The sequence below is a fragment of the Pedobacter psychrophilus genome, assembly GCF_001652725.1.
Taxonomy (GTDB): domain Bacteria; phylum Bacteroidota; class Bacteroidia; order Sphingobacteriales; family Sphingobacteriaceae; genus Pseudopedobacter; species Pseudopedobacter psychrophilus.
The window spans coordinates 269061-289389 of sequence record NZ_LWHJ01000031.1 but is presented as its reverse complement, the minus strand read 5'-3'; the positions used below and the strand labels follow the sequence as shown (position 1 = coordinate 289389).

General features: G+C 31.7%; 24 protein-coding genes. 12 read left to right on the top strand and 12 right to left on the bottom strand.

What is annotated here, in order from left to right; translation table 11 throughout:
* Nucleotides 1-26 precede the first annotated feature (26 nt).
* Nucleotides 27-665 (top strand): hypothetical protein, encoded by a 639-nt coding sequence (locus A5893_RS16600; protein ID WP_068823708.1) that lies wholly within the window; start codon nucleotides 27-29, stop codon nucleotides 663-665.
* Complete coding sequence (locus A5893_RS16595; protein ID WP_068823707.1) at nucleotides 637-1293, top strand: hypothetical protein; 657 nt, start codon at nucleotides 637-639, stop codon at nucleotides 1291-1293. The genes A5893_RS16600 and A5893_RS16595 overlap by 29 nt, the downstream gene beginning before the upstream one ends.
* A gap of 197 nt (nucleotides 1294-1490) precedes the next feature.
* Here A5893_RS16595 and A5893_RS16590 read toward each other — a convergent pair whose 3' ends face one another.
* The 7 genes from A5893_RS16590 to A5893_RS16560 all read right to left on the bottom strand — a co-directional run bounded on the left by A5893_RS16590 (nucleotide 1491) and on the right by A5893_RS16560 (nucleotide 6794).
* Nucleotides 1491-2504, bottom strand: a complete 1014-nt coding sequence (locus A5893_RS16590) for a radical SAM protein (protein WP_068823706.1) — start codon at nucleotides 2502-2504, stop codon at nucleotides 1491-1493.
* Nucleotides 2505-2520: 16 nt separating this feature from the next.
* On the bottom strand, nucleotides 2521-2832 hold the full coding sequence (locus A5893_RS16585; RefSeq protein ID WP_068823705.1) for a type II toxin-antitoxin system RelE/ParE family toxin: 312 nt from the start codon (nucleotides 2830-2832) through the stop codon (nucleotides 2521-2523).
* 2 nt (nucleotides 2833-2834) lie between these two features.
* Nucleotides 2835-3065 (bottom strand): hypothetical protein, encoded by a 231-nt coding sequence (locus A5893_RS16580; RefSeq protein ID WP_068823704.1) that lies wholly within the window; start codon nucleotides 3063-3065, stop codon nucleotides 2835-2837.
* A 42-nt stretch (nucleotides 3066-3107) separates the two neighbouring features.
* Complete coding sequence (locus tag A5893_RS16575) at nucleotides 3108-3824, bottom strand: ABC transporter ATP-binding protein (RefSeq protein ID WP_068823703.1); 717 nt, start codon at nucleotides 3822-3824, stop codon at nucleotides 3108-3110.
* On the bottom strand, nucleotides 3824-4603 hold the full coding sequence (locus A5893_RS16570) for an ABC transporter permease (RefSeq protein WP_068823702.1): 780 nt from the start codon (nucleotides 4601-4603) through the stop codon (nucleotides 3824-3826). Before A5893_RS16570 ends, A5893_RS16575 begins: the two co-directional genes overlap by 1 nt.
* Nucleotides 4587-5444, bottom strand: a complete 858-nt coding sequence (locus tag A5893_RS16565; protein ID WP_068823701.1) for an ABC transporter permease — start codon at nucleotides 5442-5444, stop codon at nucleotides 4587-4589. Before A5893_RS16565 ends, A5893_RS16570 begins: the two co-directional genes overlap by 17 nt.
* Before the next feature lie 105 nt (nucleotides 5445-5549).
* Complete coding sequence (locus tag A5893_RS16560; protein ID WP_068823700.1) at nucleotides 5550-6794, bottom strand: ABC transporter substrate-binding protein; 1245 nt, start codon at nucleotides 6792-6794, stop codon at nucleotides 5550-5552.
* A gap of 51 nt (nucleotides 6795-6845) precedes the next feature.
* On the opposite strand from A5893_RS16560, the gene A5893_RS16555 reads away from it, so the two are divergent.
* Nucleotides 6846-7547 carry a DUF547 domain-containing protein gene (locus A5893_RS16555; RefSeq protein ID WP_068823699.1) on the top strand — a complete coding sequence of 234 codons (702 nt, stop codon included), beginning with the start codon at nucleotides 6846-6848 and terminating at the stop codon, nucleotides 7545-7547.
* Nucleotides 7548-7624: 77 nt separating this feature from the next.
* Here the strand turns inward: A5893_RS16555 and A5893_RS16550 are convergent, their stop codons facing one another.
* The 4 genes from A5893_RS16550 to A5893_RS16535 form a co-directional block, all read right to left on the bottom strand.
* Nucleotides 7625-8557, bottom strand: a complete 933-nt coding sequence (locus tag A5893_RS16550; protein ID WP_068823698.1) for a nucleoside hydrolase — start codon at nucleotides 8555-8557, stop codon at nucleotides 7625-7627.
* Nucleotides 8558-8689: 132 nt separating this feature from the next.
* Nucleotides 8690-9676 (bottom strand): phosphotransferase, encoded by a 987-nt coding sequence (locus tag A5893_RS16545; RefSeq protein WP_068823697.1) that lies wholly within the window; start codon nucleotides 9674-9676, stop codon nucleotides 8690-8692.
* Between the two features lie 9 nt (nucleotides 9677-9685).
* Nucleotides 9686-12688, bottom strand: a complete 3003-nt coding sequence (locus A5893_RS16540) for a TonB-dependent receptor (RefSeq protein ID WP_068823696.1) — start codon at nucleotides 12686-12688, stop codon at nucleotides 9686-9688.
* A 41-nt stretch (nucleotides 12689-12729) separates the two neighbouring features.
* Nucleotides 12730-13422 (bottom strand): TIGR04282 family arsenosugar biosynthesis glycosyltransferase, encoded by a 693-nt coding sequence (locus tag A5893_RS16535; RefSeq protein ID WP_068823695.1) that lies wholly within the window; start codon nucleotides 13420-13422, stop codon nucleotides 12730-12732.
* Nucleotides 13423-13560: 138 nt separating this feature from the next.
* Between A5893_RS16535 and A5893_RS16530 the strand changes: the two genes are divergently transcribed.
* From A5893_RS16530 to trxA, 9 genes are all read left to right on the top strand, one after another.
* A complete protein-coding gene (locus tag A5893_RS16530; protein WP_068823694.1) occupies nucleotides 13561-13872 on the top strand; it encodes an ArsR/SmtB family transcription factor in 312 nt (103 codons plus the stop codon).
* Nucleotides 13872-14666, top strand: a complete 795-nt coding sequence (locus A5893_RS16525) for a sulfite exporter TauE/SafE family protein (protein WP_068823693.1) — start codon at nucleotides 13872-13874, stop codon at nucleotides 14664-14666. The genes A5893_RS16530 and A5893_RS16525 overlap by 1 nt, the downstream gene beginning before the upstream one ends.
* A complete protein-coding gene (locus tag A5893_RS16520; protein ID WP_068823692.1) occupies nucleotides 14663-15259 on the top strand; it encodes a class I SAM-dependent methyltransferase in 597 nt (198 codons plus the stop codon). The genes A5893_RS16525 and A5893_RS16520 overlap by 4 nt, the downstream gene beginning before the upstream one ends.
* A gap of 85 nt (nucleotides 15260-15344) precedes the next feature.
* Complete coding sequence (locus A5893_RS16515) at nucleotides 15345-16736, top strand: MBL fold metallo-hydrolase (RefSeq protein WP_068823691.1); 1392 nt, start codon at nucleotides 15345-15347, stop codon at nucleotides 16734-16736.
* A gap of 269 nt (nucleotides 16737-17005) precedes the next feature.
* The gene (locus tag A5893_RS16510; RefSeq protein WP_068823690.1) at nucleotides 17006-17575 is read left to right on the top strand and encodes a YeeE/YedE family protein; all 570 of its coding nucleotides are present in this window, start codon (nucleotides 17006-17008) and stop codon (nucleotides 17573-17575) included.
* Complete coding sequence (locus A5893_RS16505) at nucleotides 17575-18066, top strand: DUF6691 family protein (RefSeq protein WP_068823689.1); 492 nt, start codon at nucleotides 17575-17577, stop codon at nucleotides 18064-18066. Before A5893_RS16510 ends, A5893_RS16505 begins: the two co-directional genes overlap by 1 nt.
* A 3-nt stretch (nucleotides 18067-18069) precedes the next feature.
* Entirely contained in the window at nucleotides 18070-18930 is an 861-nt protein-coding gene (locus tag A5893_RS16500; RefSeq protein ID WP_068823688.1) for a hypothetical protein, read from the top strand.
* A gap of 244 nt (nucleotides 18931-19174) precedes the next feature.
* Nucleotides 19175-19354 (top strand): hypothetical protein, encoded by a 180-nt coding sequence (locus tag A5893_RS16490; RefSeq protein ID WP_068823686.1) that lies wholly within the window; start codon nucleotides 19175-19177, stop codon nucleotides 19352-19354.
* A 97-nt stretch (nucleotides 19355-19451) separates the two neighbouring features.
* Nucleotides 19452-19748 (top strand): thioredoxin, encoded by a 297-nt coding sequence (gene trxA / locus A5893_RS16485; protein ID WP_068823685.1) that lies wholly within the window; start codon nucleotides 19452-19454, stop codon nucleotides 19746-19748.
* Here trxA and A5893_RS16480 read toward each other — a convergent pair whose 3' ends face one another.
* Nucleotides 19749-20180: a VOC family protein gene (locus A5893_RS16480; RefSeq protein WP_068823684.1), complete on the bottom strand. Its 432-nt coding sequence runs from the start codon at nucleotides 20178-20180 to the stop codon at nucleotides 19749-19751.
* Between the last annotated feature and the right edge of the window lie 149 nt (nucleotides 20181-20329).

Sequence of the window (20329 nt, the reverse complement as noted above, 5' to 3'; positions counted from 1 at the left end):
TTTAAAGCATATACGTTAATAAGAACATGATAGAGGCAGCAGTAATAAATAGTGGTGTTCACGGTTCATCATCAGCGTTTAAAAATAATGCTTTAGTTAATTATACTTATCTTAATGTAGATGAGAACTTTAGTCCGGATTTAACTCCTTATCATTTACTTTTAACCGGTAACCCTACAGATCATATTGCACTTTATAAGATAAAAGATAAAATAGCTGATTTTTTAAATCAAGGAAAAACTTTATTCTGTTTTAGTGGCTGGTACACAGATTACATTCCTGGAAATAAATGGATAATGGAGCGTGATATAAAATCCATAGATATTAGATATTTCAAAAAAAGCGATAAAAATAATTTACTAACTGGTGTAAATATTAATGAACTTATTTATCAAAACGGAATAAGCGGTTGGTGGGCTTGTGGTCATATAGAACCAAGTGAAAATGCTGAAATTATTTTGGTAGATACTCTAAACCGTCCAATTATGATTTTAGACCAAAACTCAACTAACGGTACAATTATTTGTACGTCTGGCGGACCATTAAATGGGAAAAAATCTAAAAATGAAGAGGATTTGCATGCGGTAAATGTGCTTTACAATAACCTGATTGATTATATTTATAAAAAACAACGCCATGAGCAAGAAAATAGGATTAGTATTTAACGGAGGTTGGGCAATTTACGCATTATCTAATGCGCCTAAATACAAAGATATTTATGATTTGCTATATGTTCATGATTTAACCTGGGAAAAAATTGAAAATTTAGATGCTATTGTTATTCCGTTTCTTTCCAACCACACTGCTATCGCCAAGAAAAAAGATTTGATTTATAGATTTTTAAGAGCAGGTAAAAAAGTAGTTGTGGAGGGAGATAGCACCGAAGAATGGCTGGATGCAACTTGGATTGATACACTAAGCAATAACTATTGGTGGGTAGCAAATCCGGATAATCCGCCAATTTCAAAAACAGATTATGAACACCCAGTTTATAAAGGCTTAAAGCCGAGACATGCCTGCTGGCATACGCATGGCGCTTACAGCAGAGTTCCAGAAGGGGCAGAGATTGTGCAAACTACCGATGATGGCGAAATCATCACTTGGCAAACTAATAAGTATGGAGGAATACTTTTTGCAACAACATTAGACCCATACATAGAGCATGGAATTCGACAAATCACTCATTTAGATAATTATGTTGATAAAATGACTGAATGGCTTTGCGGTATTAAACCTGAAGGAGAATTTGAGTTTATTGATTCGGATTATGGTGTAAATTTGGTTTCTGCTTAAAGTATAATGTTTTGTATAAATTTATAGGGATAGGTTAATTATTAGGAATAAGATTTTCAGGGCTTTGGGTGGGGCATAAGTTGAATCCTTTTAACTTTTCAATATAACCTTATTACTCCTACATAATGGCTATAATCAAAAAAGGATATCATTTTAATCAATAACACAAGCAGAAGGTATCTACAATTAATCAGAAATCAGTTAATCTGATTGATAACAGGCAATTTTATAAAACTATTTAATTCGCCTTCTATTTCATTTGATGATTTCTCTCTCAACTTATCAATGTCATAATGCCTATCAAAAAATTCATCGCACCATAAACAAATGTTTTGTGTAGCTCTTCCTCGTTCTAAAGCATATTCTTCGGTAATTCCAATACTTTCACCCATTTTATAAGGCGTTCCATTGTTTAAAGTTTGGAAAATTGGAGACTCTTTAACTCTTAAAAGCACATCATTTACTTTCTCATTTCTAGCATCACCCATTGCTTTTTTAGTTCCAGGGCAGCAAGGGTTTATCGCCCAAAGCTGAATGCTTAATTCTTCAATTACATCAGTATGACCGCCTAAGAAGTTTTTTGCTCCAGATTGTATCTTACAAAAATTGTGAAGTGGGTCTTGCATCCACAAGTCTTTTTCATATGCTCTTCCTCTTGCCCAATTTCCACCGAGCCACATTTCTTCATTGGCTCCAAAATAAGAGTAAGTTTTCCAGCTTGGGTTAACTTTTTGACGTTTACCCTCTTCATAAACACCCACAGTAATATAAGGCATCACATCCACCAATCCTCTGCTATCAAATAATTCTTTCAGCGGAGCTAATTTTGCACCAGCATGTTTATGAAAACGATCTAAACTTGCAATGCTAAAACTTTTGACACCTTTTTGAAGTAATTCATCTAAAATTTTTGGCTTTAATAAATCGCCATTAGTTTGCAAAGCGATGTTAAAATCATTGCCATATTTTTCTGTAAGGGTATCTAAAATTAGATACAATTGCCTTTTGTCAGCCAACGGTTCACCGCCGCTTAATATAATTCTACCTAAATTTTCTGGTAAATTAGAGATGATTTGGAGACATTCTTCATCGCTCATCCTTTTACCTTTTGGGCCAGAATCATTGTAGCAATGGTCACACTCATCATTACAAAGTTGAGTAAAAACCCAATAGATTGTTCCGTAATCGTTATAATCTCTTTCTGTTTTCAATTTCAAGGGTAGGTAATTAAATTGTTCTGTTTAGTTTTGAAGGGTTTTGTTTGGTGTGGAATACGTCGTTGATTATAATTTCATTGCCATTTGAATTTATAGAATAAATGATTTTATAAGATTTAAAAACCATATACCTGTAAATAATTTCTCTCTTCTTCAAAAATTCTTCTTGTTGACAAATCAAAGGATTTTCTAATAACTTTGCAGGCTCTGAAATAATTTCTGCTCTAAACTTTATAGCAAATGATTTTGATTCTCTTTTTGATAAATAAAAGTAAATTTCATCAAGTTGAAGTTTTGCAAATTTTGACCAAATAATTTTCATTATTACTTGTATTGAGCTAGCAATTCTTCGCTAGTATAAAAATCGCCGTTCTTAATATCAGCTTCAGATTGGTCAATTCTTTTATTCAATTCCTCAATAGATATAGGCTTAAAATGATTATTGTCAAAATCCTTGTCGTAATGTAAAACCTTTTCTAATTCTGAAATAGTAACTTCATTTTCGATAGTTAAAAATTGTTTAACAAATTCTATTTTTCTAGTTTGTAAGTCCATAATTTTTCCTTTTATCAAATATACTTAAATCAAATTTTAAGTTTACAAATTATTCCAAAATTCAATTTCTGATTTTACACCCGTTTTGTCTGCTTCAATAAAATCTTTTTTGCTGTCAAAAATCTCTAATAATCCTTTATCCATATATGAAATTTTATCGCCCATTAATAAAGCTTCTTTTAGATCATGGGTGACAAATAAAGCCGTAATGTTAAATTTTTTGGCAATGGTTTTATACAATTGTTGCATGGTTGCCCGGGTTTCCACATCTAAGCTGCTAAAAGGTTCATCTAATAAAATCAAAGGTGGATTAATGATTAAGGCTCTTCCAAAAGCTACACGCTGTTTTTGTCCTCCAGAAATTTGATGAGGCATTTTCTTATCATGGTCTTTTAACTCTAAACTTTCTAACATTTGCTCTACCTTTTGTTCAACATCGGCGGAAGCCAATTTTCTAATTCTTAAGCCAAAGGCGATGTTTTCAAAAACGTTTAGATTAGGAAATAACAAAGGTTCTTGAAAAAGGTAAACTATATTTCTTTCATTAGAATTTATGTTACTTATATTTTTCTCGTTTAAAAAAACATCTCCTTTATTTTGCTCCTCAATGCCAGCAATTATTTTTAATAATGTTGATTTACCACAACCACTTTTACCTAAAATACTTAAAGTTTGATGTGCTTCTAACCCAAAAGAAACATCCTGGATGACCAACTTATCTTTATATTTTTTTTGAATATGATTGATTTGTAAAAACATTATTTAGCTTGTTGAATGATAAATTTTTTGTTGAACCACAACAAAATTACTGGAGGCAAAATCAATAAACAACAACTTAAAGCTGCATAAAAAATATTTGCTTCGGTAATAAATTGATAAACTTTAATGGTGAGGGTTTCTACTTTTCCGTAACCAATAATACTTGTCAGTCCAAACTCGAACCAAGAGATTAAAAAGCACTGAAAGAAGCAAACTAAGATTAAACTTTTAGCAATCGGCATTACAATTTTACGGAAAGCGTAAGAGGTTGTACCACCCAATGTTGAAACCAAATCTTCATATTGTTTAATTCGCTGGTTCCAAAATCCAGTAAAGAAAATCACACTGTAAGGAAAGGCAATAATTAATTGAGCTAAAATAATTCCTTGAACATTACCGGTTAAACTCATTTTTATAAAGTAATACTTAAGGCAAAGCGCAAATATAACTGGTGATAATGCAAAAGGAAAATAGGTAAGCATCAACAGTTTTTTTCTGTATTTATGATATGCAATATATTTACTGGTAATAAAACCCAAAAGCGTAGCAAACAAAGCAACAGATAAAGCGATGACTAATGAAATTAAAAAACTTGGAGCAATATTTCCTCCGGAAAAAAACAGATAACTCCAGTTTTCAAATGTAAATTGTTGAGGTAATATGGCAGGAAAGCGCCAGTTTTTACTAAAAGAAAGAAAAAATAAAGTAATAATTGGCGTAATAAATGATATCGCCAAAAGCCAAAGTAATATGTTTCGTTTCTTAAATGTCGTACTCATTTTTATTGGTTTTAAGAACAAGCATCAATAAACTTAAAATGATGATGGTATAAATTACCGCGACGGCATATCCTTGTGGAATATCATATAAATTGAATTTTTGGAGTTTTCTTACCGCTAAAACAGAAACCGTTTCTGGTGTAGAACGTCCTAATAAAAGAGGCACTTCATAAGCACCTATCTTAAAAATGAAATACATCACAATATTAGGAAAGCTCTTTTTTAATAAAATTGGAATAGAAATCCTGAAAATCGATTGTCGATTTTTTGCTCCTAAAGAATTTGCCAATTGCGTATAATCATCGATTCTTTCTGTTTGATATAACCCTGTATATAATAGCGTAAAAAAGGGTAAACTCAAGAAAAATTGAGCAACAATAATTCCGAAACTATATTGATCATTTACCAAATTCGGAAACGATTGTATATTATCGATAATACCTAATTGATAACAAATGCGAGATAAAATTCCAGAATTGCCTAAAAACTGAGCAAAAAAGAAAGCCGCAACAATGGATGGAAAAGCCAAAGGCATATAAACCAAATAGGAATAAATGCCTTTACTAAATTTTTTATGGAAAAATATCGCTATAGCCATTGAGATTACAACGCTTAACGTTAACGAGGCAATTGCTAACCATCCACTATAAAGAAAAGAAATTACTACATCATTATTTTCAAATAATGCCGACCAGTTATCTAACGTAAAACCTTGATTTAAACCTCCGATCAAGCCAAAACTATAAGCCAAAGCAAAACCAAAACCTAAAATTAGGGGAAGAATTGCAAATACAAAAAGCAATAAAAATGAAATGATATGTATTGGCTTTTGTTTAGACATCAGCAATAAAACATGAATATTGATATTGTAGAACTTTGGAAATCAACTTTAAACTTTTTTTAATTTTTACTTTTTACTTTTAACCTATAACTTAATACTTATAACCTACTTCTTCTCAATCACTTTCTTCCTAAAATCTTCTGCTACCTTAATCATATACATAGAATGAGGCTCAACAATCGCTTTTGCTAATACCTCTTGTTCTGTCATTCCGTATTTAGGTTTTTCTAAAGCATCGTATTTTGCTTTCATTTCTGGCGTTAATTTAGTAACATCAAAAATTGGTGTTCCACCGCTGTTATTGATGTCGCTTTTTTCAATTTGAGCTTCCGGAGAAATTAAATAATTGATCACAACCAATGCGCCTTCTTTGTTAGTCGCATTAAATGGAACAGCCAAGTAACTAGTATTATGGATGCTACCGGGTTTTAGTACATACCCAATCGTAGTTTTTGGAAATAAACCTTCTTTTATTCCTTTATCAACTGCTGTAAATCCAAAAGAAAAACCAAAATTTACTTCTCCTGTTGCATATAATTGAGCGATGGTGACTGCGCTCTCAGGAAAAGTTTCTCCTTTTTTCCAGAAATATTTCTTATTTCTATTGATGAAATCCCAAAGCTGATTGCTAAGCTTATCGTATTTTTTTTGGTCGAAATCTCCATTTAAATTTTCGCTTCCTCCAGCCAACTCAATTAACCATGTTTTTAATAGTGTATAGCCCGTAAAATCTAAAGATAAGGTGAACTTACCTGGATTTGCTTTCCAATAAGCTTCAAAATCTTGCATACTTACAGGTGGATTTTTCACTTTTTCACCATCTGTCAATGCAATAAAAGACGCTTTACCCCATGGTGCTTCATAACCATTTATCTCTTGTTGAAAATCATATTTAATGATTGGATCTTCATAATTGATAAATTTAGAATTTGGTAATTTATAATCAATTGGGCCAAATAAGCCTTGAAATTGTTGTATTTGGAAAAAAGTTTCTCCATTAATCCAAACCATATCTGTTTGTCCTTTTTCAACACTAGCTTCTTTTTCGCTCATGATGCTGCTCACAATTGATGGGCCTTGACCAGGAATGATTTTTAAAGTAATGCCAAATTTTTCATTAATTTTTGGGACTAATACATCATCGATATATTTATTTGATTTTTTATCACCGGCATATTTCATCCAGGTAACCGTAGTTCCCTTGGCTTTTTGAGTGATTTGTTCCCAAGATTGTTGCATCATTGGGTCATTATTGATATCGGCAGAACCCGATGAGGTCTTTTTATCGTTATTACACGCAATCAAACTTAAGATGGCAAGTGCTGAAAAGAGTGTTTTTAGTTTTAGCATTTTTATAATTTTAAATATCTTAAAAATAATTTTTTAAATAGCTTTGAAAATATGGCAATATTTAGCAATTCAGAATCTTTTCATCAGCACCAAATTTGGAATGTTTTAGTCCAAAAATATGTTGATGCTCATGGCTTTGTAAATTATAAAAGCTTCAAAAATAATGAGACTGAACTTGACGAATACTTAGATTTAATCACCCAAAATCCACCTAAATCCAGCTGGTCAACTTCAAAAAAACTGGCTTATTGGATAAACGCCTATAACGCTTTCACTGTAAAACTCATCATGAATAATTACGGTGTAGGTGATATTAAAGCAATAGGAGCTGCACATCAACAATCTCCTTTTAAAATCTCTTTTTTTAAAATAGGAGAGGAGGATTTTACTTTAGACAGATTGGAACATGAAATCCTTCGTAAAGAATTTAATGAACCAAGAATCCATTTTTGCTTAGTTTGTGCTTCTTTTTCTTGTCCCAAATTTAGAAACGAAGCCTTTATTGCCGATAAATTAGAAGAACAACTGGATGATCAAACCAGTGATTTTATTAATGATCCTGATAAAAACTCGTTAAACCATAACCCAATCGGCATTTCTAGTCTTTTCCAATGGTATTGGAGTGATTTTTCTGCTTATTTTACAGATACTAAATCACTTTTAAATTGGATAAATAAATACTCAAAAACACCAATCAATGTAAATGATGAGATTGAGTATTTACCTTATAATTGTGCTTTAAATGGTATTTAAGCTATAAGTTTTAGGTGATAGGTTTTAAGTATTAGCCGTAAAGTAAAACTTAGAACCTACAACCTAACACCTACAACCTAATCCCTTCTCAACAGACTTTCAATAATTTTTTCCTCAAAACCCGGTAAAGTTTTGTAGGCATATTTCACTTTCCTTTTAGATTTAAAATCATAAGAAACTTCTAAAAACTCTTTTTCTGTTCTGGTATCTCTGCCAAAAAAATTCGAGTCATTTTTCTTAATATTGATTTCTACTGGGATATCTTCATAATATTTAAAGTATTCTGGATGTGTGAAATAACCTAATGGCGTACAATCATAAGGGATAAATCCATCAACGCCAAATGCTGTTTTTGCCCTGGCTATCCAGGGTAATAATTGCTCATAAACCCATTGGTCGCCTTCATGACCGTTTCCATTTAAGCGATCTACATCTACAGATCCCAATAAAATAGAACAGCTACATTCAAATCCAGAAAATAAGAGTGGAATATTGGTATCTAAAATTACTTGCATAGATTCCACATCCTTTTCAAAATTATAATCTAATACAGGTTGATTTCCCAAACCAGGTCTAAACTCAAAATCAGGTTGGCGGCCTAAACAAAAAGAAATTTCTTCTATTTGGCTAGCTAGTTCTGGATGGTTTTTTAAAACTGTAGCAATATTTGTGTTAGGGCCTAAAGCTATAATACTCAGTTTTTCCTTGCGTAAAGCATCGGCTAAAGCTCTTGTTGCATCGTTTTCTATTCCCAAATCATTTGCTAAGTCCGAGCCTTTATAAACAGGTATTTCTGGTCCGTTATGATACCATTTTAAGAATTTTTTTGTGACATCATAGCCATAATCTGCATTGGTTACAATGCTTATACCAACAATTTCAATATTTTTCTGACGTAAAGCCATCATTAAAGTGATGCCATCATCCACTTCTCTTGGCGTTGGCGAAGGGATACCAATCATAATATCGCAATCAAACCATATTTTTTTAGGAGTATTTTCCATCTTCATTATTTTTTATTTTGGGTGTTCCCCGAAAAAAAATCGGGGTCGGGCTTTACACTATATCTTTTTATTTTTCCTCTTTTAAAAACGTTTAAGATGAAAAATAAAAAGGATCCGTTTCAATCCCTAACACAAGGTTTAACTATTTATTAATAATGCCGCTTTTTCAAGTAAGGCCACTTTTTCTTTTAAATCTAAATCTAATGGTAATTGAGCTAAACCTATTAGCCTTCTCATAATCTCTATCCCAATAAATTGCTGAAATAATGTCTCATCAAAATTCTGTGATTTTACATAAAATTTATTTAAAGTTTCAAATACATCATCAGTTTGTTGGGCAAGATGCATGTGCGCATGCAAAACTCCTAAGTCAAACTCGGCTTTACCATAAAAAGCAAATTCTGGGTCAATAACCATTAAACCATCTTTGCTATTTAACCAACTTCCCGGATAATAATCGCCATGTAAAAGGTAGTTGTCATCTGCTAAATAGGATTTGCCTAATTCCGATATTTTGTTTTTTAAAACTTCATCGTTTTTATAGGTCATTGAGATTTTTTGAAGACCAGGTGTTACTGTATCTAAATCAAATCCATTATCTTCTAAAAAAGGATAAATAAAAATATGCTCATGATTTAATGCTCTCAATTTACGGTTCGCCATCAATTCATTTGGCTTAGTTAATTTGAAATTGCTATGCAATTCATGAACAAAGACCGCAGCAAGTTTTGCATCCTCTAAATCCAAAATCTCGCCTTTCTTATATAGTGAAGAATAGTCATTTGCCAGGCCTAAATCTTCCATTATAAGGATATGATGTTTAGCATCAGAAAGCAATATTTTTGGAGTGCGATGTTTTATGAAATGATGCGAGTCAATATGATCATAAAAGGCACTTTCTACCAAAATACGCTCTTTTGGAGCAGCTATGGATGGATATTTTTCTACGTAAGGTCTAGCTTGCTTAATGATGAAAGTTTTATCATCCACAAATAACCTTAAAGTATAGTTCATATTACCTTCTCCAGGTTTTTCCGCTTTTGAAACAACTTCATGAGCTTTAATAAGCTCATGAAGTTGTAAATAATTAGTTATTTCTGAAAGATTATTTTGGTCTAAATTCATTGTTTTCAATTAAAAGTTACCAAATACATAGCGTACACCAAATTGGAATTGACGTGGTGGGGCAGCAGCTCTTATTATTAAAGTATTCGCACTTCTAGGGCCTGGTTGGATTTGATTACTGGAGGCTCTGGTTGATGCAAAACCCGTTAAATTAGTACTATTTAAAAGATTATAAATATCAGCAGAGAATTCTATACCAGATTTATTTTTTAAATTCCATCTGTATTTAGCAGAAAAATCAAATGAAGTTGCGCTTGGTAAACGATCGTTGTTTCTTGTTTCACCAAAAGGTATATCAGCAGGTAATCCTTGGCTTTCTCCATTTCCATTTAAATCTGTAACACCTCCATATTGAGTTGCAATTGCGTAATGAGTAATGGGCTGTCCGCTTTGAAAAAGCATTGCAGGGGTTAGTGTTAAATTTTTTATTGGATAATAGGTAAATAAAGCATTGATAACATGGGTACGGTCATTATCTCCAAATGCATATTCTGCATCCCAATTATTAGCATCTTGCGCTCTAACATTAATTCCTTCTGTATCATTTTTGATTTTTGAAAGGGTATAAGAAAAGCGATAAGAAAATTTTTCTCCTTCACCTTTTGTTTTGGTCATAGAAAAATTTGCTGCTGCATATCTAGCTTTACCAGATGTTTCAGTCATATATACATCTCTCGCAATACCACTTAAATCCTGTCCGCCAATTGTTGCCACAAATTGACCATTAACCGTTTTAATAGGTACCGGTCTGATGCTGTTTGCATAAGTTGTTGTTCTTACAGAACCCGATTGTTGTGGATCAAATGCTGGAGGAGTATTTAAATTCGTTATCCTGTAAAGATCATTTGTATTAGAAGCCACAAGACTCACGTCAAATAATATATTATTTGCTAATTTTCTTTGGTAACCTAATGTATATTGATCTGAATAGGGATTTTGATAACCATTAGGATTTTTTATTCTAAAATTAGAATTAGACTGAAAATCTCTATTTCCTTGTGACTCAGAAGCAGATTTCCCTTGTAAATAAGCAGGTGTTGCGCCTTGTTCAAAAATTGCTCTTAAATTTCCTGGATAGGTTATTCTATCTAAATCTGCATCTTTATCTAAGAGACCTAATCGCTGAAGCTCTGCAAGTTGTTTTTTAAAGTTTGGTGAATTATTACTAAACTGTAGATTATCACTTGTAACAGAATATTTTATTTTATCATAAAATCTTCCTATACCTCCACGGATAACATTATTATCATCTAATTTATAGTTAAAACTAAATCTTGGGCCAATGTTATTTCTATCTCCATGAGTATCGCCAGCTTTAGAAAGATTATCGTAATCATATCTAACACCTAAGTTAATATCTAATTTATCAGTTGCTTTAAAATTATCTTCAGCATAAATATTAAATACATTTTGTCTTACACCAAATACTTTTTGATCCAAATCTACTTTGTATTGTCTCACCTCAACATTAGTTGGAATATCATTAATATCTAAAGCTGCTCCAATATTTCTACTTTTTAAATCCGCCAATTGTTGCGCATTTAACCTAACTGTATAAAAGCCATAGGAGTTTCCAGCGCCTAATAATGCAAAATCTGAAGTAGTAAACTCTGCACCACCTAATAAATAGTGTTTTCCAGCTTTATACCTAAATTTTTGCTGTAATTGATTGGTATATTCATCATCATCAAAAATGTAATCTATAGAACCTATGTTTGCTATTGTTACTCCTGTAGGGTCTTGAACAGTAACACCTGGCTTACCAAAATTTGGTCTGTCTCTATAATTCCATCTAAAAAAAGAAGTTTGAAAATTAGTTTCAGCTTTTAGCTTAGAGTTGATATTGTAGTCATTTTTTAAAGCAATTAAATAAGTTCTGTTTTTTTGTGTAGAACCAGAAGAAGGGAAATTGTTTCCTCCAGTTAAACCTCCACCTTGTGCATCTACATCAAAAGAACCAACATTTGCTCTTAAGCTACTGTGAAAATTTTTGTTCCAATATTGATCAATTTTAGCTGAAGCATAAGTGAAGTAATTTTTACCTCTAACAGCTTCATTAACGCCTAGCTGAGGAACATTTAACAGGTTATCTTTAATATCGTTGGTCTGTTCTAAATTGAAGTAAAAAAAGGTTTTATCTTTTTTAATAGCACCACCAATTCCAACACCCAACTGCTGTCTTTGGAAACCATCTTTAACTTGATTACCATATAAATCTAAACTTGCGAAAGCAGATTTACTATCAACTATAGAACCCGGACGTGTTAAGTAGAAAACTTCCCCAGTAAAATCATTTGAACCAGAACGAGTTTCTAGGTTTACAATTCCATTGCTAGTATTACCATACTCGACAGAATAATTATTTGTTAAAACGCTTACACTTTCTGTAAAACCAAAGGGTGTATTAAACTTAGAATTACCTAAAAAACGTTCGTTATTATCCATACCATCTATTAAATAATTGGTATAAATGCCGCTTAAGCCGTTTATTGCAATACTTGGTGCTTCGTTATAACCTAAAGAAGAAATGGTAATATTTGGCAAACGATATAAACTTTTAGTCACATCTCTTCCTTCAATAGGTAAAGTTTGTATTTGAGCCTTAGATACATATTGAATTACTGAAGCATCTGTTTTATTGATGGTTACAGATTTATTCTTATTATCTACGACTGCAACTTCTTGTAGTTCATAACCGTTTTTTCTGGTTAAAACTAAATTGATTGCCTTGGTTTTTTCATTACTATTAATAGAAACCGTAACAGAATTTGCATTATAGTTTATTGATGGTCTAACTTTTAAAACATATGTTCCTGTTGTTAAATCAGAAAAATTTGCGATTCCTAAAGAATTTGTTGGCGTACTTTTGTTAAAGCCTTTAGTTGTTAAATTAACCTCAATATTAGTGAGGTTTTCTCCATCTGCATTTTTTAGGTTTACAGAAAGAGTAGTTTGCGCATAGGCAAATATGGTTGCAAAAATTGCAACAAAAGAAAGTATAATTCTTTTCATTGAATTAGTTAAAATAGATTAAATAAAATAATATGGGGTTGTTATAAAGCTGAGAAAGCGGGTGGTGGACCTCTAAACAATAAGGTCTCGCTAAGTATTAATCTTAAAAAGGATAAGGTGTGATAAACTGTAATCTTAGGCTCAAGTTTTTTAATAATGTTAATAAAAATCTTAACCAAAATATTTTCTTTAAAATAAACCGAAAAGTCCTTTCCATTATCTATATCAAATAAAATGCTTGTTTTAAAAACAGGGCTTTTAGACTCTTTAAATAGTGAGATTAAATTTTGATAAGTTTTTTTTGTTTGCCAGCCAATAGTTTCAAAAGTAGATTTATTAAAATGTTTTTTTGGAACGCCCATTAAGTAGGTTCCTCCATCTTTTGTGGGACCCAGCACCACATTTCCCTTTTCTGTTTCTACTAAAGCATTTTGAAGATTTTCTAAAGTAAGATTAGGACAGTCATTTCCGATACAAATAACATTTTCATATCCTTTATCATAAATGCTAGAAAATGCATTTGAAATCCTTTCTCCAAAAGTTTTACCGTTTTGGTGGTAAGTATCAATTAAGAAGGTATCTGCTGTTGTTTTTTTAGAAAGATTATAAAAATGTTTTGTTAGATAAGCGGAAATTTTTTTTGTGGCAGTTTTTGAGGATAAATAAGATAAACTTTTAGACCTTGCATCAAAATCTGGTAAATGTGCAAAAAGTATAATCGCTGATTTATTCATTTAATGGAACTATTTTTTCTAATAACGATATTTAATCATCATCGGTTTTGAGTTTCTACTACTAATGTAAAGGATTTATTTGAATTTAAATTTAGTAAATATGTTTATATGATAATATATTCATATATTTGATCCGTTATGACGGATACTTTAAAAAGAAATCTTACCCCACAAAAATTAGAGAAAGCAGCATATATTTTAAAAACGGTAGCTCATCCCATAAGATTGGGAATTATAAATTTGCTTGACGAACATGAACAATTAAGCGTCAACCAAATTTGTGAATATTTAAAATGCGAGCAATCACTTCTATCGCATCATTTAACAAATATGAAGATAAAAGGGTTGTTAAAAGCTGATAAGCAAGGAGTTCAGGTTTTTTACTCTTTAAAAGAAAAAGACTTGATTAAGCTTTTAGATTGTATGGAAAACTGTAACTGCAATATGTAATGGAGTTTCATATTTACATAACTTATTTCCTGGCTTTATTTATTGGTATTTCTTTAGGTTTAACCGGTGGGGGTGGTTCAATCTTAACAGTTCCGGTTTTAGTTTATGCCGCTAGGATAGAACCTGTAGTTGCAACCGCCTATTCTTTATTTATAGTTGGTTTAACCTCTTTAGTTGGTGCTGGAAATTATATTAAAAAAGGAATGGTAAATATAAGGATGGCAATAATTTTTGCTATTCCAGCCTTTATCACTGTTTGGTTAATGCGGAAGTTTGTAATCCATGCTATGCCAGATCATCTTTTTAGCATTGGGAGCTTTGTTATTACAAAAGATTTATTTCTGATGCTATTCTTTGCTTTAATCATGCTTATTTCGGGGTTTAAAATGGTTTACGGAACTGAAAAACAATTTCAGGAAGGTAAGGATATTAAATATTCCCTGGTATTATTTAACGGAATCATAGTGGGGATTTTATCGGGTTTAGTTGGTGCTGGTGGTGGATTTTTGATAGTGCCTGCTTTGGTTTTTTTTATGAGATTGCCAATTCATAAAGCCGTTGGTACGTCATTGCTGATTATCGCCATTAATTCTTTAATTGGTTTTACTGGTGATATTTTGAATTTACCAAATATAAATTGGAGTTTTTTACTCATATTTTCTGCTATTTCATCTATAGGGATTTTCTTTGGGATTTATTTGAACCAATTTTTAAATAGCGAAAAACTAAAAAAAGTATTTGGATATTTTGTCCTCATCATGGCAATCCTCATAATTTTTGAAGAATTATTATGAAAGAAAATTTAGCCTCAGATTATTGGAATAACAGATATAAAAGCGAGGAAACAGCTTGGGATTTGGGAGTAGTATCTCCGCCTATAAAAAAATATATAGATCAACTAAAAAATAAGGAATTAAAAATTCTAATTCCTGGTGCAGGGAATGCTTACGAAGCGATTTATCTATTACAGAATGGCTTTAAAAATGTTACTGTAATAGATTTTGCTTCATTACCATTAAAAAATTTAAAATCTAAATTGACTGATATCAATGAAACTCATTATCAATTAATTAATGATGATTTTTTTAATCACCAAGGTGAATATAATTTGATTTTGGAACAGACTTTTTTCTGTGCTATTGATCCTCTTTTTAGACCAAAATACGTTGACCATTGTTATCAATTATTAAGAGAAAATGGAAAATTAGTTGGTGTACTTTTTAATAAAGAATTCCCATTTGAAGGCCCTCCGTTTGGCGGTAGTGAAAAAGAATATGTAGAATTATTTAAAGATAAATTTAGGATAATAGCTATGGAAATGGCACATAATTCTGCAACACCAAGGCAAGGTTCGGAGTTATTTATAAATTTCTGTGTAAAGAAGTGAAAAGGTTAAAGTAAAAAGTGATAGAAGTCTTATTTTTCATTTATTAGGAAGGGTAACTTTAATACCACAAGATAAAATAAAAGACATGAAAATAGAACAAATTTATACAGGTTGTTTAGCTCAAGGAGCATACTATATTGAAAGTGATGGCGAAGCAGCGATAGTTGACCCATTAAGAGAAACCGCACCTTATATAGAAAAGGCAAAGCAAAATAACGTAAAAATCAAATATGTTTTTGAGACACATTTCCATGCGGATTTTGTGAGCGGACATGTAGATTTAGCTCAAAAAACAGGTGCAGAGATTGTTTATGGTCCTACGGCAGAAACAGGTTTTGATGCACACATTGCAAAGGATAACGAAGAATTTAAAGTCGGTAAAATTATCATTAAGGCTTTGCATACACCAGGACATACACCAGAATCTACCACGTATTTATGTTTAGATGAAAACGAAAAGCCTTATTGCATTTTTACAGGCGATACATTATTTATAGGTGATGTTGGCCGTCCGGATTTGGCACAAAAATCTACAGAAACTACGCCAGAAGCAATGGCTGCTGCGTTGTACGATTCTTTGAGAGAAAAAATTATGCCATTGCCAAATGATGTTATCGTTTATCCTGCCCATGGTGCAGGTTCTGCTTGTGGTAAAAATATGAGCAAAGAAACTTTTGATACTTTGGGAAACCAAAAGGAAACCAATTATGCTTTAAGCGATATTTCTAAATCGGATTTTATCAAAGAATTAACCACAAATATTTTACCTCCACCACAATATTTCCCAAAAAATGCAAAGATGAATAAAGAGGGAATTGATACGATGGATGAAGTTTTTGAGCGAGGTTTAAATGCTTTAAGTCCAGATGAATTTGAACTAGCAGCTAATACAACTGGTGCTTTAATTTTAGACGTACGCTCTCCTGAAGACTTTTCAAATGGCTTTATTCCGAATGCTATTTTTATTGGATTAGATGGATCTTTTGCACCTTGGGTAGGTGCATTGGTTACCGATTTAAAACAACCATTATTGTTGGTAGTAGAAGATGGTAGAGAAGAAGAAACTGTAAAAAGATTGGCGAGAGTGGGTTATGATTTTACTATGGGCTATCTAAAAGGGGGCATGTTAGCATGGAAAAAAGCTGGAAAAGAAATAGATAAAGTAAAAACAATTTCTGCTGATGAACTGAAAAATTTAAAGGATAAAAAAAACTTGCAAGTTTTTGATGTGCGCAAACCCTCAGAATTTGAAGCTGAACATTTAAAAATCACTGAAAATCAACCTTTAGATTTCATAAATGATTGGACAAATAATTTCGATAAGCAAAAGCCTTATTATTTGCATTGTGCAGGTGGCTATCGCTCCATGATTTCATCTTCCATTCTAAAAGCTCGTGGGTTTGAAGATATTATCAATGTAAATGGAGGCTTTGCCGCTTTAAAAGATGCAGGATTTGAAACTGTTGGAAATCATTAAAATAAATATTTGGGCGTTTTAACAGGCTATTCGCTAAATCTTTTTGTGAAAAACAAAAAGGATATCGCTGCTATCCCTAACGCAAAAAAAAACGTCATGTCGAAGATAGGAGACATCTCACCAGAAAGTTTGCCATTATAAAGTGGAACTTATTTGTGAAACCTCTCGTTCCTCGAGGTGACGAAAAAGAGAATAACCACATTTTGAAACTAATCTACGTCTATTTATTACTCATTACACAATACTAATATCTCAATTCTAAATTTAATATGTTAGAAATCATTAGACAACCTTGGCCGTGGTATTTGGCAGGAATATTAATAGGGTTAACCGTACCCGCATTGTTATTATTAGGAAATAAAACCTTCGGGGTTTCCTCATCATTAAGACATATTTGCGCAGCTTGTTTGCCTGCTAAAATTCCGTTTTTTAGTTATAATTGGAAAAAGGAAATCTGGAACTTGTTTTTTGTAGCAGGTATTTTGATTGGTGGTTATATAGGAGCGCAATTCCTGTCTAATCCTGAACCAATTAACATTGCAGCAGAAACCAAGGCACAATTATCCGCCTTAGGTGTTAAAGATTTTAGTGGCTTAATGCCTTTAGATTTATTTGGTGTAGACCAAATATTCACACTGAAAGGATTTATATTTATGGTATTAGGTGGTTTTATGGTGGGTTTTGGAACTCGTTATGCCGGAGGTTGCACATCTGGCCACGCCATTATGGGTTTATCAAATCTGCAAATCCCATCGCTTATTGCAACCATCTGTTTTATGGTTGGAGGTTTCATTTCAACATGGATTTTTTTACCTATCATCTTTAAATTAATTGCCTAATGCAAGAAATAGAAGAATTTGTGATTCAGCATCCACTAGAGTGCGAAGCACCAAACGAACAATTAAAGAACGAAAGTTTATTCGCCAATTTAAAATATCTAATTCTTGGGATTTTATTTGGAGTCGTGTTTGTTAAATCAGAAATCATTTCGTGGTTTCGTATTCAAGAAATGTTTAGGTTATCTGCATTTCACATGTATGGAGTAATTGGAACCGCAGTGCTCGTAGGAGCAATTTCGGTTTTTTTGATTAAGAAGTTTAACGTCAAAACCACAGAAGGCGAAAAGGTGGTTTTCCATCCTAAAACATTTAATAAAGGCCAAATTATAGGGGGCTTAATTTTTGGTTTTGGTTGGTCTATTACAGGCGCATGCCCTGGTCCATTATTCGCTCAAATTGGAAGTGGGTTTTTAGCACTAATTGTTACACTATTAAGTGCAATCGCTGGAACTTGGGTTTATGGAAAGTTTAGAGATAGTTTACCGCATTAAAAAATGAGCGAAGAAGTTTATTTAAAACAAGTAATTCCAGCTTACTTTATTAATCAACCTGAACAAGTAATACTAAGAAAAAGAGTAAAGGAATTAATAGATATAGATTTTGGCTATTTTTATTTCAATGGTGAAAGCAAAGTAGAGAAAACACTTCTATTTGATATTCATGATGAAGAATTTTATAAAATAAATTTCGAATCTGATATTTTAGAATTAAGGGATAGAAAAAATGAACTAAAAATCGTCAATCAACTCAAAAATTTTAGGATTGAATTTTATATTTCTTATGGAAATGTAAATGAAGATTATAGAAATCCTGTAATAATGGGAATCGATGAATTATTGTATTTCTTGACAAAAAAGGTGAATGATAGAATTATTAAAGATATTTCATTTCCTAGATTGGATTATTTAGAATACAATGAATTAGGAGATGATTTTATAAGTTATGGAAGAGTTTTAATAAATAAATACTTTCCTGAATATAAAGGTGAAGTATTTAATCTTTTTGAAATTGATAATGAATTAAAAGAATTATTTGCAGTATCCTCCAATTCTTTAGCCTTTCTTGTCAGATTTAAAGATAGGGTAAAAGAAGAATTAATTGTTGCTAAAGAATATAGTCATATTTCAAATCTCAATATCTATCCAAGATTTAATAATGCAATTGCAGAAACAGCAGGATACATTTATAATATATGGGAAAGAATAATATTTATCTTAAATGAATTTTTTCCAAAGAAAAAAAATAAAACTAATTACCCTCCTTCATACGAGCAATATTTTATAGATAAGAATAAAGAATTTGAAATTAAGGTAGGTTATGTTAATGATGAATTTTTATGGTTTATAGGAGGTTAAAAGATGAACATATAAAGTTAGGGTCTCTTCGTCATCCATTAGTACATTATAATAAATTCAGGGAAGTAAAAGGAATGAGAAGTGCTAAGTTTATGTCAGAATTTCATTCTATAAAGGATATTGAAAAAACAATCAAAGACTATGAAAGTGAAGTATCATTTCTAAACGCAGAACTTTTTAATATTAATATTGCCTTAAGGAAATCATTAATATTAATTGAAAAGTGGTCAAAAATAGAATTGATATGAAACCAGCAAAATTCTACATCTATCGTCACATCATCGCTTTAACCTTTTTAATCATTTTAGGATTAAGATTTGGGAAAATACGTGGAGTTTTAATTGTAATCGTAGTTTATTTGGCACTAAATATGGACGCATTAAAGTGGCTTTACATTCGATATTTTAAGAGAAGAGATGGTTAGGTTTTAGTTTGTTAGTTGATTAGCCAATTTGAACATAACAAACTAATTATCTAATCACCTAACCAACTAACTACCTAACTATCTAAAAAACTAAAAAATGGCAAACTTTAAAGAACTCATTAATCAAGATAAAACAGTACTAGTTGATTTTTTTGCTACATGGTGTGGTCCATGTAAAACAATGTCTCCAATTTTAGAAGACTTAAAAAAAGAGATGGGCGATAAAATAGCTATTATAAAAATAGACGTTGATAAAAATCAGCAAGCTGCCCAAGTTTATAAAGTGCAGGGCGTTCCAACGCTAATTTTATTTAAAAATGGAGAACAAATGTGGCGAAAATCTGGTGTGTTTGTAAAAAGCGAATTAATGAAAATAATCAATCAATTCTCTTGATCAAGATTTTGCAGCTTCCTCTAATTGCTGAATATCAAATTTCGACATTTGCATAAAAGCGTACATCACTTTTGGTGCAGTTTCTGGGTTGTTCATTAACTTACCTAATATTGAAGGAACAATCTGCCAGGAAATACCATACTTATCATCTAACCAACCACATTTCCCTGGCTTGCCACCTTCGCTTAATTTACTCCAATAATGGTCAATCTCATCTTGGTTCTCGCAAGTAATTACATAAGAGTTTGCAGGAGAGAATTTATATTCTGGTCCACCATTTAAGGCCATAAATTTTGTTTCATTCAACTCAAAAATTACGGTTATAGGGTTTTCAGAAATTATTTTAGAATTTTTAAATATCGAACAATAAAAAGTGGCAGCTTCTTTAGCTTTCCCATCAAACCAAAGGCAGGGGAATAATTTATTAGACATAGTTTTTTAGCTTATTAATAAGTTTTAAAAGTAAAGAATTCATTTCGTCATTCCTCATTAAATTTACAATTCTAAGAGTTTGGTTGCTTAGCATTTATCGTCATTTTTCGCTAATTTTGCAGGCTTTTACTACAAAAGCACATTTATTT

Coding starts and splice junctions, on each gene's coding strand:
- A5893_RS16600 (WP_068823708.1), top strand. CDS start 27: ATGATAGAGGCAGCAGTAATAAATAGTGGTGTTCACGGTTCATCATCA.
- A5893_RS16595 (WP_068823707.1), top strand. CDS start 637: ATGAGCAAGAAAATAGGATTAGTATTTAACGGAGGTTGGGCAATTTAC.
- A5893_RS16585 (WP_068823705.1), bottom strand. CDS start 2,832: ATGAAAATTATTTGGTCAAAATTTGCAAAACTTCAACTTGATGAAATT.
- A5893_RS16580 (WP_068823704.1), bottom strand. CDS start 3,065: ATGGACTTACAAACTAGAAAAATAGAATTTGTTAAACAATTTTTAACT.
- A5893_RS16575 (WP_068823703.1), bottom strand. CDS start 3,824: ATGTTTTTACAAATCAATCATATTCAAAAAAAATATAAAGATAAGTTG.
- A5893_RS16570 (WP_068823702.1), bottom strand. CDS start 4,603: ATGAGTACGACATTTAAGAAACGAAACATATTACTTTGGCTTTTGGCG.
- A5893_RS16565 (WP_068823701.1), bottom strand. CDS start 5,444: ATGTCTAAACAAAAGCCAATACATATCATTTCATTTTTATTGCTTTTT.
- A5893_RS16560 (WP_068823700.1), bottom strand. CDS start 6,794: ATGCTAAAACTAAAAACACTCTTTTCAGCACTTGCCATCTTAAGTTTG.
- A5893_RS16555 (WP_068823699.1), top strand. CDS start 6,846: ATGGCAATATTTAGCAATTCAGAATCTTTTCATCAGCACCAAATTTGG.
- A5893_RS16550 (WP_068823698.1), bottom strand. CDS start 8,557: ATGAAGATGGAAAATACTCCTAAAAAAATATGGTTTGATTGCGATATT.
- A5893_RS16545 (WP_068823697.1), bottom strand. CDS start 9,676: ATGAATTTAGACCAAAATAATCTTTCAGAAATAACTAATTATTTACAA.
- A5893_RS16540 (WP_068823696.1), bottom strand. CDS start 12,688: ATGAAAAGAATTATACTTTCTTTTGTTGCAATTTTTGCAACCATATTT.
- A5893_RS16535 (WP_068823695.1), bottom strand. CDS start 13,422: ATGAATAAATCAGCGATTATACTTTTTGCACATTTACCAGATTTTGAT.
- A5893_RS16530 (WP_068823694.1), top strand. CDS start 13,561: ATGACGGATACTTTAAAAAGAAATCTTACCCCACAAAAATTAGAGAAA.
- A5893_RS16525 (WP_068823693.1), top strand. CDS start 13,872: ATGGAGTTTCATATTTACATAACTTATTTCCTGGCTTTATTTATTGGT.
- A5893_RS16520 (WP_068823692.1), top strand. CDS start 14,663: ATGAAAGAAAATTTAGCCTCAGATTATTGGAATAACAGATATAAAAGC.
- A5893_RS16515 (WP_068823691.1), top strand. CDS start 15,345: ATGAAAATAGAACAAATTTATACAGGTTGTTTAGCTCAAGGAGCATAC.
- A5893_RS16510 (WP_068823690.1), top strand. CDS start 17,006: ATGTTAGAAATCATTAGACAACCTTGGCCGTGGTATTTGGCAGGAATA.
- A5893_RS16505 (WP_068823689.1), top strand. CDS start 17,575: ATGCAAGAAATAGAAGAATTTGTGATTCAGCATCCACTAGAGTGCGAA.
- A5893_RS16500 (WP_068823688.1), top strand. CDS start 18,070: ATGAGCGAAGAAGTTTATTTAAAACAAGTAATTCCAGCTTACTTTATT.
- A5893_RS16490 (WP_068823686.1), top strand. CDS start 19,175: ATGAAACCAGCAAAATTCTACATCTATCGTCACATCATCGCTTTAACC.
- trxA (WP_068823685.1), top strand. CDS start 19,452: ATGGCAAACTTTAAAGAACTCATTAATCAAGATAAAACAGTACTAGTT.
- A5893_RS16480 (WP_068823684.1), bottom strand. CDS start 20,180: ATGTCTAATAAATTATTCCCCTGCCTTTGGTTTGATGGGAAAGCTAAA.